This is a genomic window from Paracoccus sp. Ld10, from assembly GCF_045064235.1.
In the GTDB taxonomy this organism is placed as follows: Bacteria; Pseudomonadota; Alphaproteobacteria; order Rhodobacterales; family Rhodobacteraceae; genus Paracoccus.
Genome location: NZ_JBISHD010000032.1, coordinates 573,530 through 588,997, shown reverse-complemented (window position 1 = coordinate 588,997; position 15,468 = coordinate 573,530). Strand labels below are relative to the sequence as shown.

Annotated in this window: 13 protein-coding genes; 3 read left to right on the top strand and 10 right to left on the bottom strand. The window is 67.9% G+C overall.

All coding sequences use genetic code 11. From position 1 onward, the window contains the following. Positions 1-13: 13 nt before the first annotated feature. Complete coding sequence (locus ACJJVR_RS16665; protein ID WP_405406258.1) at positions 14-2,431, bottom strand: penicillin acylase family protein; 2,418 nt, start codon at positions 2,429-2,431, stop codon at positions 14-16. A 137-nt stretch (positions 2,432-2,568) separates the two neighbouring features. Here ACJJVR_RS16665 and ACJJVR_RS16660 point away from each other — a divergent pair, with 137 nt between their 5' ends. From ACJJVR_RS16660 to ACJJVR_RS16650, 3 genes are all read left to right on the top strand, one after another. Beyond that, positions 2,569-3,435, top strand: coding sequence for an NAD(P)-dependent oxidoreductase (locus ACJJVR_RS16660; protein ID WP_405406255.1), 867 nt, complete (start codon positions 2,569-2,571; stop codon positions 3,433-3,435). A 56-nt stretch (positions 3,436-3,491) separates the two neighbouring features. Further along, complete coding sequence (locus ACJJVR_RS16655) at positions 3,492-3,875, top strand: PaaI family thioesterase (RefSeq protein ID WP_405406253.1); 384 nt, start codon at positions 3,492-3,494, stop codon at positions 3,873-3,875. A 90-nt stretch (positions 3,876-3,965) separates the two neighbouring features. Further along, on the top strand, positions 3,966-5,585 hold the full coding sequence (locus tag ACJJVR_RS16650; RefSeq protein WP_405406251.1) for a long-chain fatty acid--CoA ligase: 1,620 nt from the start codon (positions 3,966-3,968) through the stop codon (positions 5,583-5,585). A 32-nt stretch (positions 5,586-5,617) separates the two neighbouring features. On the opposite strand, the gene ACJJVR_RS16645 is transcribed toward ACJJVR_RS16650, so the two are convergent. From ACJJVR_RS16645 to ACJJVR_RS16605, 9 genes are all read right to left on the bottom strand, one after another. Then, entirely contained in the window at positions 5,618-5,839 is a 222-nt protein-coding gene (locus ACJJVR_RS16645; protein ID WP_405406249.1) for a ribbon-helix-helix domain-containing protein, read from the bottom strand. 14 nt (positions 5,840-5,853) lie between these two features. Continuing rightward, positions 5,854-6,039 (bottom strand): DUF4169 family protein, encoded by a 186-nt coding sequence (locus ACJJVR_RS16640; protein ID WP_405406247.1) that lies wholly within the window; start codon positions 6,037-6,039, stop codon positions 5,854-5,856. Positions 6,040-6,102: 63 nt separating this feature from the next. Continuing rightward, on the bottom strand, positions 6,103-7,497 hold the full coding sequence (gene fumC, locus ACJJVR_RS16635) for a class II fumarate hydratase (RefSeq protein WP_405406245.1): 1,395 nt from the start codon (positions 7,495-7,497) through the stop codon (positions 6,103-6,105). A gap of 94 nt (positions 7,498-7,591) precedes the next feature. Continuing rightward, on the bottom strand, positions 7,592-8,473 hold the full coding sequence (locus ACJJVR_RS16630; protein ID WP_405406482.1) for a dihydrodipicolinate synthase family protein: 882 nt from the start codon (positions 8,471-8,473) through the stop codon (positions 7,592-7,594). A gap of 10 nt (positions 8,474-8,483) precedes the next feature. Further along, positions 8,484-8,972: an SspB family protein gene (locus ACJJVR_RS16625; RefSeq protein WP_405406243.1), complete on the bottom strand. Its 489-nt coding sequence runs from the start codon at positions 8,970-8,972 to the stop codon at positions 8,484-8,486. 84 nt (positions 8,973-9,056) lie between these two features. After that, positions 9,057-9,857: a sugar phosphate isomerase/epimerase family protein gene (locus tag ACJJVR_RS16620; protein ID WP_405406242.1), complete on the bottom strand. Its 801-nt coding sequence runs from the start codon at positions 9,855-9,857 to the stop codon at positions 9,057-9,059. Then, entirely contained in the window at positions 9,854-11,086 is a 1,233-nt protein-coding gene (locus ACJJVR_RS16615) for a DUF6005 family protein (protein ID WP_405406240.1), read from the bottom strand. Before ACJJVR_RS16615 ends, ACJJVR_RS16620 begins: the two co-directional genes overlap by 4 nt. After that, on the bottom strand, positions 11,083-13,800 hold the full coding sequence (locus ACJJVR_RS16610; protein ID WP_405406237.1) for an IucA/IucC family protein: 2,718 nt from the start codon (positions 13,798-13,800) through the stop codon (positions 11,083-11,085). Before ACJJVR_RS16610 ends, ACJJVR_RS16615 begins: the two co-directional genes overlap by 4 nt. Further along, positions 13,790-15,283 carry an IucA/IucC family protein gene (locus ACJJVR_RS16605; protein WP_405406235.1) on the bottom strand — a complete coding sequence of 498 codons (1,494 nt, stop codon included), beginning with the start codon at positions 15,281-15,283 and terminating at the stop codon, positions 13,790-13,792. Before ACJJVR_RS16605 ends, ACJJVR_RS16610 begins: the two co-directional genes overlap by 11 nt. Between the last annotated feature and the right edge of the window lie 185 nt (positions 15,284-15,468).

Here is a 15,468-nt window from a genome sequence, read left to right as displayed (position 1 = left end):
CCCCCTTTTTACGTCAGTCCGCAGGTGTCAGCCGGGTGACGCCCGTGGCTGCGGCGCGGGCCAGATCGGGGTCCAGCGACATGCCGATATATTCGCCGCGCCGCCAAAGGCCTGCCAGATCGTCATAATGCCGCGACAGCGGATGCCCCGATTGCCCGGTCGAGGTGATGAACACCGAACTGTCGGGATCGGCCAGGTCGATGACGCTGCGATAGCCCGCGCCGCCGGTGGCCTGGAACGGGGTGGGGCCTGTGCCGATCTGCCCGGTGCGGGCCACCGTGAACTCTCCGCCCGAGATTGACTGGGTGATGTTCATGATCCAGCCAAGCGCAGGCAGCGCGCCCAGACCCGGATGCATGTGCCGCGCCTGATGGGCATCACCCCAACGCCAACTGGTCACGTCCGGTCCGTACTGGGCAGACAGGTCCAGAATGGCGCGGTCCAGCGATTGGCGGGCGATGGTGGCGCAATCCTCGGTCACGGCGCTTTGCACCACGTCGCACCAGGCGGCGGCGCCGTCACGATTGCGGAACACCCTATCGACGAAATGGGGCTGGAGGTGGATCAGGTCGTCCGCGACCGGCCCCAGTTCATCCCTGACAAGGCGGTCCTGCAGGGCGCCCATCCATGCGGCATAGATCAGCGGCTCTGGCATGTGCTCGTTCATGGCGCCGTCCCATTCGGCCAGCAGGGTCAGGGCGTCCTGACGCTGGCGTTCCGGGGTGCCGGGCGCGGCCGGATCGCCGGTGAACCACAGGTTGGCCCCCACCAGCGGCAACAGCGCGCGCGCGGCCGGGCTGACCACGTCCAGCTGCGCCGCGATGAAGCTGTCGCGGGAATGCACCTCTCGGTCGCCCAACAGGCGGGACAGGCGATCCTGCCGCAGGCCATCGGCGTCGGCCTCCTCGGTCGCAAGGGCCAGACCGTCCTGGGGGCGGCGAGCCTGGGTCGCCAGCGACACGGTGCCTTGCCAGACGGTGCCGGCCAGCCAGCCGGGCGCCGGCAGGGCGCCGCCGGTCGGGTGATCGGGCGCGCGTTGCGGTGCGGCGCCGGCTGCCAGGCGGGTGATGCTGTCGCCCTGTGCCAGCATGACGTCCAGCGCCGGGGCCACGACATCGGCCAAGGCGCGGGTGGCCTGATCCGCGTCGGTGGCGCGCATCAGCCCCATCAGCGCGGACATGGTCCGGTCGCGGTGCGACAGACCGGTCCAACGCAGGGATGGGACATGGCCGATGGGCGTCACGTCGCGCAGGCCGGGGTCCAGACCGGGAACCACGGGGCCGTTCTGTGTTTCCCGCAGGGTGATGGTCTGGGGCGGTGCGTCCAGCACGCGGATCACCTCGGTCCGGGTCTGAAACTCGGTCCAGCCCTGCGATCCACGATAACGGTCGGGGTTGCCGGGCTGAACCTCTTCGATCGCGATGTCGGCCACGTCCAGGTCCAGCGGCGTCAGCGCCCAGGACAGGGTCGGATTGCGCCCTGACAGAACCAGCGGCAGCCCGGGCACCGTGGCGCCGATCACGCCGCCGCCCGTCAGCTCCAGCCGCGCCAGGTAGTACAGCGATGGCACCGTCAGTCCTGCATGCAGGTCATTGGCCAACAGCGATGCGCCCGCCGCCGTCCGTTGCGGTTCCGCCCCGAAGGCATTGCCACCAAGGGCCTGCCCGGGCCGGAGAAATCCAAGCGGATCGTATTCCGCCTGTGCGTCCAGCCGCCGTTCCGGTGCCCCAAGTCGCGCGCCGGGAAACAGTTCGGCATAGGGCGGCAGGGTCTTTGGCGTGCCGCCGCGTTCGACGATCTGCATGCCGCGGTCGGGCCATGCGAGGGCCAGACGCGCGCGCAGGATCTCGTCCCCCGCGGCATCGGTGCCGGCGGCGGCCAGCAGCTTTAGGATCGCCAGCGAATCAGCCGGCTGCCAAAAGGTGATGACGTCCGGGAACAGAAAGAATTCCGGCGCGCCACGCCCCATCGCACTGTCGTTGACGATACGGATCCACTGGTTAACGCCGTCGGCATAGGCCTGAAGTGCGGCGCGCGTATCATCGTCCTGAACCTCCAGCGACGCTCTTGCAGCGCGCTGCAGGCCAAGCCTGCGCACCAGATCGTCGGCGGGCAGGGCACGCGGGCCGTGCACCTCGGCCAGGCGCCCCTGTGCCGCACGGCGCAGCAGGGTCATCTGGAACAGCCGGTCCTGAGCATGAGCAAGACCCAGAGCAAAGAAGACGTCGGGATCGGTTTCACCGAAGATATGGGGTACGTTCTCGGTCGATCGTATGATCTCGACCGGGGCTGTGATGCCCGTCACGGAGTAGCTTGCGGTATAATCGGGCAGCGATCGGACCGCGAAATACCAGATCAGAACGGCGGACAGGACGGCCAGGACGATCAGTGCAATGGTCAGCCGCAAAAGCCAGCGAAACAAGGTCAGCATGTGCGGGCAGGTCCTTGGCCGGGGGCGCGGCACGGGTTGACCCTGTCGCGCATGGATGGTGGTGTATTGCATAGGACAGGCGCGCGGGCTTTTCAACGCACCCCCGTGCCAAGGGTCGCGACCCGAGGGAGATTTACATGACCAAGACGGCGTTTCTGGGACTGGGCGTTATGGGCTTTCCGATGGCCGGGCATCTGGCGGCGGCCGGGCATCAGGTGACGGTGTTCAACCGTAGCCCGGCCAAGGCCGAGGACTGGGTCGGCCGCCACGGCGGTTCTGCGGCGCCGACCCCGCGCAAGGCGGCGGCAGGTGCGGACCTGGTCATGTGTTGCGTCGGCAACGACGACGATTTGCGCCAGGTATGTCTGGGCCCTGATGGCGCCTTTGCTGGCATGGCGCGCGGTGCCGTCTTTATCGATCACACGACCGTTTCCGCGCAAGTCACGCAAGAGCTGGCACAGGCTGCGGCGCAGGCGGGGATCGGCTATGTCGATGCGCCGGTATCGGGCGGGCAGGCAGGGGCCGAAAACGGACAGTTGTCGGTCATGTGCGGCGGTGCCGCCGAGCATTTCGACCGCGCCGCGCCCGCGATCGACGCCTATGCCAAGATCTGCCGCCGCATGGGCGATGTGGGTGCTGGCCAGATGACCAAGATGTGCAACCAGATCGCGATTGCGGGTCTGGTTCAGGCGCTGTCGGAATCATTGGCATTTGCGCAAAAGGCAGGGTTGGACGTGGCCGATGTCGTCGAAGTGATCAGTCAGGGCGCGGCAGGCAGTTGGCAGATGGTCAACCGTCACTCAACCATGCATCGTGGAGAGTTCGAACACGGTTTTGCCGTCGACTGGATGCGCAAGGATCTGGCGATCTGCCTGCAGGCGGGCGATCAGTTGGGGGCGGCCCTGCCGATCACTGCCTTGGTCGACCAGTTCTACAAGGATGTGCAGGCGATGGGCGGGGGCCGGTGGGATACCTCTTCGCTGATCGCACGGCTGACCCGCTGAGGGCCGGCAACCACATGTCGCGGCGTGCCCGCATTTGCTGAAAAGGACTTTGGGGGATGTCGAATCACACCCTTGCCGGACAGATCGAATTCGAGATCACCGGCGTCAACGATCAGGAGGCCACTGGCGAGATGACGATCACCGCGGGTGTGCTCAATCCGTTCGGTACCGTTCAGGCCGGGGCGCTGGTCTGGTTCGGTGATGTGGTTGCCACCAACCTGGTCCTGGGCGGAGAGCAGCCGCAGGAAGGGATGGACAGCTTTCCGGTGGCCATCACGCTGAATGCCCAGTTGCTGTCAAACCGTCGCGACGGGGTGCTGACTGCGGCGGCATGCTGGGTGCAGCGGGGGCGGCGCATCTCGACCGTGCGTACGCAGGTCAGCGACGCGGACGGCGCGTTGTTGCTGGACCTGACATCGACCCATGTCAGCGCCCGCTGACCCAACGGCAGGGACCTACCGCGCGGCTTGAACCGCGCGGCGATCCCGTCATCATAGGACCATGATGGAGGAGACGTCATGAATGGTCTGATGATGCATCGCCCGCTGCTGCAAAGCGGGCTTCTTGATTATGCGGCCGAGAGCTTTCCCGAAGGGCGGGTCGTGTCGCGGCGGGTCGAGGGCGACCTGCACCGACAAAGCTGGGCCGACACCCGCGCTCGCGCCGTTCAGTTGTCGCTGGCACTGGAGAGCCTTGGCGTGGCGTCGGGCGATCGGGTCGCGACGCTGGCCTGGAACGGGCATCGCCATCTGGAAATCTATCACGCGGTCCCTGCGATCGGGGCCGTCTGCCACACCATCAACCCGCGCCTGTCGGCTGATCAGATGGTGTTCATCGCGCATCACGCGGGCGATGGGCTGCTGTTCACCGACCTGACCTTTGTGCCGCTGCTGGAAAAGCTGCAGGATCGCCTGCCGGCCATGCGGTATGTGGTGATGACGGACGCCGCCCACATGCCCGCGACGACGCTGGACGCGCTGTGCTATGAGGATCTGCTGGCGGGCCAGCCGACCGACCGGGTCTGGCCGGAGTTCCCGGAGACGACCGCATCGGGCCTGTGCTATACGTCGGGCACGACGGGCGACCCCAAGGGCGTGCTGTATTCGCACCGGTCGAACATGCTGCACGCGCTGGCGACGGCCGCGGTGCTGGGTCCCGATCTGGGACCACAGCCGCGTATCCTGCCGGTGGTGCCGTTGTTTCATGTCAACGCCTGGGGGCTGCCCTTTACCGCGCCGCTGATCGGGGCCAGCCTGATCATGCCCGGCCCGGCGCTGGACGGGGCCAGCCTGTGGGACCTGTGCCAGGCCGAGGGCGTGCAAAGCGCCTGGGGCGTGCCCACCATCTGGCAGGGTCTGTTCGCCGAGATCCAGGCCCGCGGTGCCAAGCCCGATGCCCTGCGCCATATCGTCGTCGGCGGCAGTGCCATGCCCCGCAGCCTGACCGAGGGTTTCGAGCGTCTGGGCATCGACGTGAACCACGCCTGGGGCATGACCGAGACGTCACCGCTGGGCAGTCAGGGGTCGTTGACGCCGGATCAGCGCGACCTGCCGTTCGAGCGCCGGATGGCACTGAAGCAGGCGCAGGGGCGCCGCGTCTTTGGGGTCGAGATGAAGATCGTCGATGACGCGGGTGCCCGCCAGCCCCATGACGGGCACGCCATGGGCGAGTTGTTCGTGCGCGGCAATACCGTCGCTGCGGGGTATCACGACAATGCCGATGCCACCGCCCGCGTGATCGATGCGGACGGATGGTTCGGAACGGGCGACATCGCGTCGATCAGCGCCGATGGCGTTCTGACCTTGCGCGACAGGGCCAAGGATCTGATCAAATCGGGCGGCGAGTGGATCAGTTCGATCGACGTTGAGAACCTGGCGGTTTCCCATCCGGATGTGGCGCAATGTGCGGTCATCGCGCTGCCCCATCCCAAATGGGACGAACGCCCGCTGCTGGTGATCAAGCCCAAGGGGACGGCCCGGCCGGGACTGGAAGAGATGCGGACCCATCTGGGCGCGCATCTGGCCGGCTGGCAGTTGCCCGACGACGTTGTTTATGTCGACGAAATGCCGCTGACCGCGACCGGCAAGGTCAGCAAGCTGACCCTGCGGGAGCATTTCCGCGACCACGTTCTGCCCGATCTGCGGGAGTAGGGGGGGGCTGCAGCCGCCGGTGTCAGACGTGGTCAGCGTTCCTGCGTCTGCGCGGATGACAGCACGAAGAGCCGCAGGGCGGTGGCAAGGCCGATCTGCGGGGGGCGGGCGTGGTCGATCAGTCCGATCAGGGCGGCACGAGTCAGGTCGCGTGCCGCGGCCTGGGTCGCCAAGGCCTTCCAGAACGCGTCCTCCAGCGAGACGGATGTGCGGTGGCCGTCGATGGTGACCGACCGCTTCAGTGGCGGCGTCATGGGGGGCAGGTCGATCATTCGTCCGGCGTATCAGCGCGGTGCGCGTCCAGCACGCGTGCCGCGCGGTCGCGTTCGGCCTGTCGCGCATCGCGCAGGGGTTTGGCCTCTCCGTGCAGGGCGGCGTTCGTGTCGCCTTTGGCGCGCTTGACGTCGCGGTCACGGGCCTTGCGGGCCTGGCGAAGGTTGATGATGCGGGTCATGGCGGTCCGGGAACGACAAGGGGCGCGCCACCGTGGCGCGCCCCCATGGCTCTGGTCAAGAGGTCAGCCCTTGGGGCTGATCATGTCCTCGGGGCGGACGACGCGGTCGAAGGTCTCGCCGTCGACAAAGCCCAGGGCGATGGCCTCTTCGCGCAGGGTGGTGCCGTTCTTGTGCGCCGTCTTGGCGACCTTGGTGGCGTTGTCATAGCCGATGGTCGGCGCCAGCGCCGTCACCAGCATCAGCGATTCGCGCATCAGCTGGTCGATGCGTTTCACGTTGGCCTGCGTACCCACGACCATGTTGTCGGTAAAGCTGCTGGCCGCATCGCCCAAAAGCTGCATGGATTGCAGCACGTTGTACGACATCATGGGGTTATAGACGTTCAGTTCGAAATGCCCCTGCGATCCGGCAAAGCCCACGGCGGCGTCGTTGCCCATGACATGCGCGCAGACCATGGTCAGCGCCTCGGCCTGGGTCGGGTTCACCTTGCCCGGCATGATCGACGAACCCGGCTCGTTTTCGGGCAAGATCAGCTCGCCCAGACCCGAACGCGGGCCAGAGCCCAGCAGGCGCATGTCGTTGGCGATCTTGAACAGCGAACCGGCCACCGTCTTCAGCGCGCCCGAGAACATGACCATCGCATCATGGGCGGCCAGCGCCTCGAACTTGTTGGGGGCGGTGACAAAGGGCAGGTCGGTGATCTTGGCGATCTCGGCGGCAATCGCCGTGTCCCAGCCGACCTTGGTGTTCAGACCTGTGCCGACGGCGGTGCCGCCCTGCGCCAGTTCATGGATATCGGGCAGGCAGGCCTTGACCCGTTCGATCCCCTTGCGGACCTGATGGGCATAGCCGCCGAATTCCTGACCCAGGGTCAGGGGCGTCGCATCCTGGGTGTGGGTGCGGCCGATCTTGATGATGTCCTTGAACTCGGCGGACTTGGCCTCCAGCGCGGCGGCCAGCTTGTCCAGACCGGGCAGCAGGGTGTCGCGGGCCAGCATGGCGATGCCCACATGCATGGCCGTCGGAAAGGTGTCGTTCGACGACTGGCCCATGTTGCAGTGATCATTGGGGTGGACAGGCTTTTTCGAACCCATCTCTCCGCCCATGATCTCGATCGCGCGGTTCGAAATCACCTCGTTGGCGTTCATGTTCGACTGGGTACCTGACCCGGTCTGCCAGACGACCAGCGGAAAGTTGTCGTCGAACTTGCCCTGGAACACCTCGGTTGCGGCCTGTTCCATCGCGTCGGCCAGATCGCCGGGCAGGTCGCCCGAGGCGCGGTTGACGCGCGCGGCGGCCAGCTTTATCGCGCCCAAGGCGCGGATGATCGGCACCGGCTGGCGTTCCCAGCCAATCGGGAAGTTGATGATCGAACGCTGCGTCTGCGCGCCCCAGTATTTCGACGCGTCAACCTCCAGCGGGCCAAAGCTGTCGGTTTCGGTGCGGGTCTTGGTCATCGGGTCGCTCCCTCACGGTTTCGTGGCGGGTTGTAGCGGTCCGGGGGCTTGGGCGCAATTCGTATGCAACGGTATGCTGGCGCAAACAGCGCCGTCAGCCGTCCATCGCCTGCATCGCCGCCCGCAGGCGTGGCGTCATCGCGTCGGGCAGGGGCAGGATCGGACGCGGCGGCTGCGCCTCGGTCAGGTCCATCAGCCGGGCGCAGGCATGAACGACGCGCAGGCTGCCATGGGCCTGGAACAGATCCCACATCGGCTGGAACCGCGCCTGCCAGACGCCGGTCCCGGCCCGGTCGCCCGCACGGGCGGCGCAGGCCAATGCCAGCGTCTGGTCGGGCCACAGACCCGCAGCCACGCTGAACCAGCCGTCGGCATGGTTCAGCAGTGCGTCGGGACAGCCCCAGTCGCCGCTGTAGCCGATGGCGAAACCGGGCGGCAGATCGGCGCGCAGGGCCGCGATCTGGCCTGCGAAATCACCGCCCGCAGGCAGGGGCATCTTGACGGCGGTGACGGTGGGCAGTGCCGCCAGCCGGGCGATCAGCGCCGGCGTAAAGGTGAAATGCGTGGTCGAGGGGTTGTTGTAGATGCAGATCGGCAGATCCGATGCCCCCGCGACGGTTTCGAAATGCGCGAACACCTCGTTCCCGGTCAGCGGTGTATAGGACATCGGCGCCAGCAACAGGCCCGACGCCCCCGCATCCGCGGCATGGCGCGCCAGCGCCGCCGCGGTGTCGCTGCGCAACGCGCCCACACCCGCAATGACCGGCACTTTGCCGCCTGCGGCGTCCAGCGCGGTTTCCAGAACGGCGCGACGCTGGTCCGCGTCCAGATAGGCATAGCCGCCCGTCGACCCCAGCACCCCGATGCTGTCCACACCCGCCCGCGCAAGGCGCAGGATCATGCGGCGCAGGTCGGCGGGCAGGGGGTTGCCCGCGGCGTCGGTCGGCGTGATCGGAAAGGCCGACAGGCCGCGCATGGTCACGGCGCTATTTCCGCCAGCGGTCCAGCCGCACGACATCGGCCCCGCCGGACGGGGGCGTGTCGTCGCCATCATCTTCGGCGTCCAGCTGATATTCGGCATCGGCCTCGGCGTCCTCATCTTCGTCGTCATCGTCGCTGTCCTGCGTCTCAAAACGCAGGCCGAATTCGACGGACGGATCGACAAAAGTGCGCAGCGCGTCGAACGGAATCTTCAGCGGTTCGGGCTGGTTGCCAAAGTTCAACGTGATGGTGAAATGGTCGGGCTGGATCGTCAGGTTGTCGAACCAGTGCTGGATGACGATGGTCATTTCCTCGGGGTACCGTTCGCGCAGCCAGTCGGCCATCTCGACACCGTCGTCGCGCGTGTCGAAGGTGATGAAGAAATGATGCTCTCCGGGCAGGCCGTCGCGGGCGATCTGGCGCAACACCTCGGCAATCAGCCCCTGCATCGCGCGATGCATCATTCCGCCGTAATCCAGTCCCGATCGCGCCATGACGTCACCCTGCTGTGTCTTGGGGGCAAGCATAGGGATATGACCGGGGATGAAAAGGGGGGCAGGCGCGGAAACCGCGCATCGTCACGCCACCCGATCCAGCATGTCGCGCCGCAGCGCGCGCAGGTCCCCCGCCATGGTCGCTGCGGGCTTTGGCCCGAACCATTCCAGCGACGCGCCGATGTCTGCGGGCAGGCAGGGCAGCAGCGCCGCATAATCGATCGCGCCTGACAGCAGCGGGCACATGCCGTCGCGGCTGCCCTGCGGGTCGTGGACATTGGCGGGGTGAAACACCGACAGGCGGTCGCGCCCGGTGACGGATTTCAGGTGCAGGTGATCGACGTGACTGCGCAGCGCGGACAGTGCCGCCATGGGGTCGGTGCCGGATTCCCAGACATGCAGCACGTCGAAGTTCACGCCAACCGCCGGGTGGTCCAGCGCGTCCAGCAGGGACAGCGTCGCGCCCAGACTGTCGGCCAGTGTGTCGGGATGCGTCTCGACCGCGATGCGCAGGCCGCGGTCGCGGGCCATGTCGGCCACTGTCGCCAGATCGCGCTGGACGGCGCGGCGCTGATCCGCGTCGGCCCGGTCACTGCCCAGCCCGCCCGCGAACAGCCGCAGGCGCGGCGCGTCCCAGACCCCGGTCAGATCCAACAGGGCGTTCGCGTCGGCACGGTTGAAATCCGGTGTGCCCAGGGGCAGGTAACCCGCCAGCATCGGCACCGGCGGGCGTTGTGGCAGGGTCTGCCATTCGGCGGCCAGCGCGCGGGCATGGGGTGCCCAGATCTCCAACCCGTCGAACCCTTCGCGGGCGACATAGCGGGCCAGGTCGCGGGCGGTCACGTCCAGATGGCGAAAGGCCACGGAACAGGTGTTGATCCTCATGCGCACGCCACCTGCCAGCGGTCGAACCACCGGCCCAGAGTCGCCTTGATGCCGCGTTCCAGAACCGTAAGGCGGTCCAGATCGGCCAGCACCTGCAACAGGTCGTCGCCGTCGCCGCCCCGGGCAAAGGCCACAGCGCGCAGGTGGACCGCGTTCAGCCCGCCATGCAGCGCCGCGATCCGGTCACAGCATTCCTCGAACGCGTCATAGTCTGCGCCCTCGATGTCGCCAAAGATCGCCAGCGCGTGTTCATAAGCGTATTTGCGGATCGCAATGACCGGCAGCTCGCGCAACGCAGGTTCCAGATCGGCGCGCGGCAGATCGGCGACATGGGCCTGAACGATGCGACGGACCGCGTCGATCAGCGGCACAGCCTCGGCGTCGAAGGTCGCGTGGTGCATGGCCGCGATGGTCGCATCGTCGGCGGCATGGGCATCGGCATTGTCAAAGACAAAGCCCCCCGCCACGGTCGGCGCCATGAACGCTGCGCGCAGGTCGCGGGCGGGCAATGGCCCCTCCCACCGGAAATCGGGGTCGCGCATCAGCCAGGTGTCAGGGTCCGCCGTGGGCTCCAGCAGGGCGTAATGCGGAAAGCTGGCCTGGGCGAACTTGTTGTCGCGTTGCGGCAACAGCGCCATGTCGACCATCGGCATGACATAGCGGCCGGGCCGCCAATCGGCCAGCAGCGAGTGAAGGTCGTTCAGGTTCTGCGCCTTGAGTGCTGCATCGTCATACCAGCGCGTGACGCGCAGGCCGAACAGGCGCTCGGCCCAGTCCAGATAAAAGCCGTGATCGATCCCCGGCACGTGATAGGACAGGCGCAGGTGGTCGTCGACGATCACCTGCCCGTCCCACAGGCCCAGATACAGCGGGCGATGGTCGATCCCGCCGCGATCCTTCAGCGCCTGGCACAGGCAACTGACAACGCAATGCACCTTGATGTCGGCGGGGTCGTCCTGGGCCGGGGTCACGCCTGCCAGCGCCATGGACAGGGCCCAGACGGTCATGCCGGGGGCGCGGTCGAACGTGTCCTCGGCCATCTGGATGCCGGCCTCGTCCAGATGCAGCATCAGCGTCATCAGGGCCACGGAATCCAGACCCAGATCATGGCCGATCCGTGCGTCGGGGCCAAAGGCCGCCATGCGGGGACAGGACATCGGTCCGGCCAGAATGGTACGGATGCGGTCCTGCGCATCCTGGGGGGTGGGGATGGGACGGGGATCGGTCATGCGGGGGTCTCCGACAGGGTCCGGGCAAGGGTGCGGCGCGCGATCTTGCCGTTCGCGCTGCGCGGCAAGGCGGGCAGGCGGATAAGGCGCACCGGGCGCTGGCGTGGCGACAGCAGGGTGGCCAGATGCGCGTCCAGCCGCGATTCCGCAACGTCTCCCGCATAGGCCAGGGCCGGGCGCTGATGCGCGACGGGATCGGGGATGGCAAAGGCCACCGCGTCGGCGATACCGGGCAGGGACAGGGCGGCGGCCTCGATCTGGGCGGGATAGACGTTCAGACCCGCGACATCGATCACCTCGGCCGCGCGCCCCGCAAAGATCAGGCGGCCGCGCGCGTCGATCACGCCCAGATCGCCTGTGTCCACCGCGCGGCCCGCACCGTGCACAGTGACGGGGGCGGGCGCGTCCTGCCCGGCCTGCAGACGGATGTGCGGCAGGGGCAGGCCCATGTCCTCGGGGCGGTCTGGATCTGGGGCGATGGACAGGCAGCCCGCCTCGGAACAGCCGTATTGTTGGAACATGTGCTGCGTGGCGGCGCGGATCGCGTCGAACCACGGCTGCGGCAGCACCGTCCCCGACGACATCACCGCATGCAGTCCGCGTGCCCCCGACAGCCGCGCCAGCACGTGCAGCAAGGGGGGCGCAGCATAGATCAACGGATCCCGGATCTGCGCCAGCTGGCGCAGGATGGCACGCGGATTGGCGTGGTCCAGAACGACCGGGACATGCCCCCGCGCCTGACCCACCAGCACCCCCGCGATCAGGCCATAGGAATGGGTGATCGGTGCGGCGATCACCGGGGTCATGTCGGCAGCCTGTGGAAAGGCGCGCAGATAGGCGTCGATTTCCGTCTGTATGGCGGCCCAGCTGCGGGCGATGATCTTGGGCGCGCCGGTGGTGCCGGAACTGGTCTGGATCAGCACGCCCCCCGGCGCATGGGGCGCATCCTGTCCCAACCCCGCCAGCGCGGCGTCGGTCAGCATCAGGTCGCACCCCGCCCGCCGCGCCATATCGCGCGCCTGATCCGGCGGCGTTTCCGGGTGGATCGGATGGCACGACGCCCCCGCGTCCCGCAGGCGCAATATCTGCGACAGGCACGCCGCGCGGTCGGTCATCAGCAGTGCGATACGCGTGCGGTCGGGGTCGCGGCCCGTCAGCAGGTCGGGGATGTCCGGTCCGAACGGGTCGATCGGCGTGTCGTTCAGGTGGAACAGGCGGGTCATGGGGGTGTCCTTCAACGGGTTCGGCGCGGGATGGGATTCGGCACGGCCCAGCAGCCCCGCGGCCAGGCTCTCTGCGGGAACGGTCGCCGCATCGGTGCCAAGGCCGGGGGGGTGGGGCAGGGCGGCGCGGGCCAGCCGCCAGAAGGTCGCCTCGGGCAGGCGATCGGTGCGGTGCAGCAGATCGGCCAGGTCCGACAGCACATGGGTCACCAGACAGTCGGCAATCAGATCACGCAGGTCGGACGCACGCCCCATGCGGTGATACGTGCCATCCGGGGCACCCGCCATCGCCGGTTCGATGAGGGCCAGGTCCGGGGCGGGCAGGGTCAGGCGGTCGGGCACATATTCCAGGCTTTCGCTGAAATCGCGGGCGATCAGGCCGGTCGGCCACCCCGCGTCATGGGTCATCAGCAGGTTCTGTCCATGCGCCTCCAGCGCGATGCCGTGATGGGTCATCAGCCGCCAGACCGGTCGCAGGATTGCCAGCAGCCGTGCGGTCCAGGCGCGGGTACCATGCGCGTCCAGCCACGGCGCGATCAACGGGCGGCCGTCTGGTTGGGTCAGGGACAGGGCCGACAGGGGAACGGCGCCGGGGGGCGGCGGGCTGCGCCGGATGACGGCCAGCCTGCCCCCCAACTGGTCGCGCGCCACGATCGCAGCGCCATGTTCCGGCAGGATCGTCAGCCCCGCCAGGTCATCGTCCGACGCCACCACCCGCCCCAGCCAGTCCGACAGGACGGGCGCCACGGCCACCGACCACGGCACCAGATCGCGAACCGAAGAGGTGACCCCAACGCCAACCGACAGCTTCAGGTGGTCGCCCCCGTCACACGCGGCCAGCGTCCGAAGCGATGCCGTGGCCTGCATCCGCGGCCCGTCGATCGGCAGCACCCGCAGCGCGCCACGCGCCATCAGGGCCTGCACCGCGGGGTCGCGCTGCAGGGTGCGCCATTGCCACGGATGGACGGGAACGGCACCCGGCGGCGCCCAGCCCTGTGCGGGGTCTGTCCCCGCCCGCGTCACCAATGCGGAATCGACCGACAGCCAGACAGGCACGATGGGACGGCCGCCTTCGGGGCCAAAAGCCGCATTGTCGGCGTCGGAAAAACCGATGCGTGTCTTGAAGCCGGGGTGATAGGGGTGCCCCTCGATCAGGCTCGCTTCCAGTGCGAGGCCGGTCAAGGACAGGCGACCTGCGCGCGCCGGCCCCGCCATGCGCAGGAAATGCGCGCTGCGCCGCATGGCATTCAGCAGGGCGGCGGGGTCGTGGCCCGCCGTGGCCATCGCCCCTGCAAGGGTATCGGCATCGAGCAACCGGCCCATGGCGTCGCGCGGATCGTCCAGCAGCCGCACCCGGCCACTTGCCTGCAGGCGATGGGGCGCGCGGATGGTCAGGCCGCCCACGCTCCACCCACCCGGCGCTGGGGTCAGGATGCCCTCGAATGCCAGTGCCTCGATCGTCTGGCGCAGGGCGCGCGTGTCAGGCGACATCGGACAGCATCCCGGCATGTGCCAGTGCGGGTAGGGGGTTCGGCACGCGGATCATCGGCGCGCGTTCCCCGGGGATCAACAGTTCGTCCACCCCGCGCAGTTGTGTCAGCAGGTTGCCCTTGGCGGGCAGATATGGCTGCGTCAGCCAGCGCCGTGCCAGCGCACCGCCATAACCCGGCAGCCGTGCCAGCCCGCCAAGATGGGCGGCCAGCGCGGTCAGCGCGCGCGTTTCCGGCCATATCCCGTCCAGTGCCATGCGATGGACCACGCCAAAGACCTGGTTCACGATCAGCGAATAGGCCAGCGCATCCTCGGCCTCGGGGCGCGGATAGACCAGTTGGGGAATGGCGCGCAGCGCGGCGCTGGCCATGTTGTCGGCGACATAGAACCCCTGATTGTCGCGAATGTCGCAGCGGCTTGGCAGGCCGCAGGACAGGTCCAGCAGTGCGTTCTGTTGATGCGCTTCGACGGCGATGCCGGTCGCATCATACAGGCGCAAAAGGGGGGCGACGGCGCAGTTCAGATACGCGTCGAACCAGGTGGCCGGGTCGTGCCCCGCCATAACCTGCGCCAGCATCGAGGCCTGCCCCGGCAGGGGTTCCGCAACCAGCCCGGCGACCTGCATCACCCGCCCCCCGCGCGCGCCGCGCCACGGATTGCGGCGCAAGATCACCTCCAGCCCGGATTCGGCACGGCCCGGCAGAGAGAGCGTGATCCAATGCGGATCATCGACCAGCCGCAGCGGCCCGAACCGCCCTTGCAGCACCGAAATCCGCGCCGCCATCGCCGCGCCAGCCAGCAGCTCGTGATGCTTGTTCACACGTCGTGAATTCGTGATGGTCACGGGCAGCGAAACCTTGACCTGCCATGGGCTGTCGCCGCGCCACAATGTCCGTACCGACGAGGTCGCCCACCATGCCGGACCCATCGGCCCAAGGTCGCGGATATCACCTGACGCCAGCAGCGCGGCGATGGCCGGATCGCGACGGGCACGGTCCCAAGTCAAAGGATGCGCGGGCAGCAGGATACGCCCCGGTTCAAGCTCCGTGTCCATGCCCGGTAGGTCGCGGATGCGGTCCGGGTCCGTGCCCGCGATCAGATCGTCGCGCACCGACAGGCCGACAAGACGCGCCGCGCCGCGCCAATCCGGTGTCATCGCATGCTGTTCTTGGAGGGACATGCCCGACAGCGCCTTTGGGCAGGGGTGCATCCAGTGTCCGAACATCACGGCCTGTTCGGCGGCCAGCCAGTCTGGCACGGGCTGGGGCCGCGCCATGCGCTGTCCGCAAATGGTGGCAATCCGGTCGCGGCTGTCGTGTACACGACGCGCCAGCGCCTCCCCGTCCGGACCATGGTCGCTGGCCAAGCGGTGCAGAACAAGTGACAGTGCAATATCGGGGCCGATGGCGCGCGATCCCTCCGGTCCATGCTGGACCAGCCCATGAATGCGCGACAAACCCGTGGCCAGGGGCACGTCGGTCACTATCTCGATCCAGCCGCCTGCGACGGGGACAAGATTGCGTCCACCGCCAAGCTCTCGGATGTCGCAGATCAACAGTGCTCGGAGGCTGGCCAAGTCAGCGACACAAGAAGGGTCGCAGGACGCGCACGGATCGAGACGTGTGCAGGTCGTGTATCGTGCATCGTCATGCTGGACGGCATGCGTCG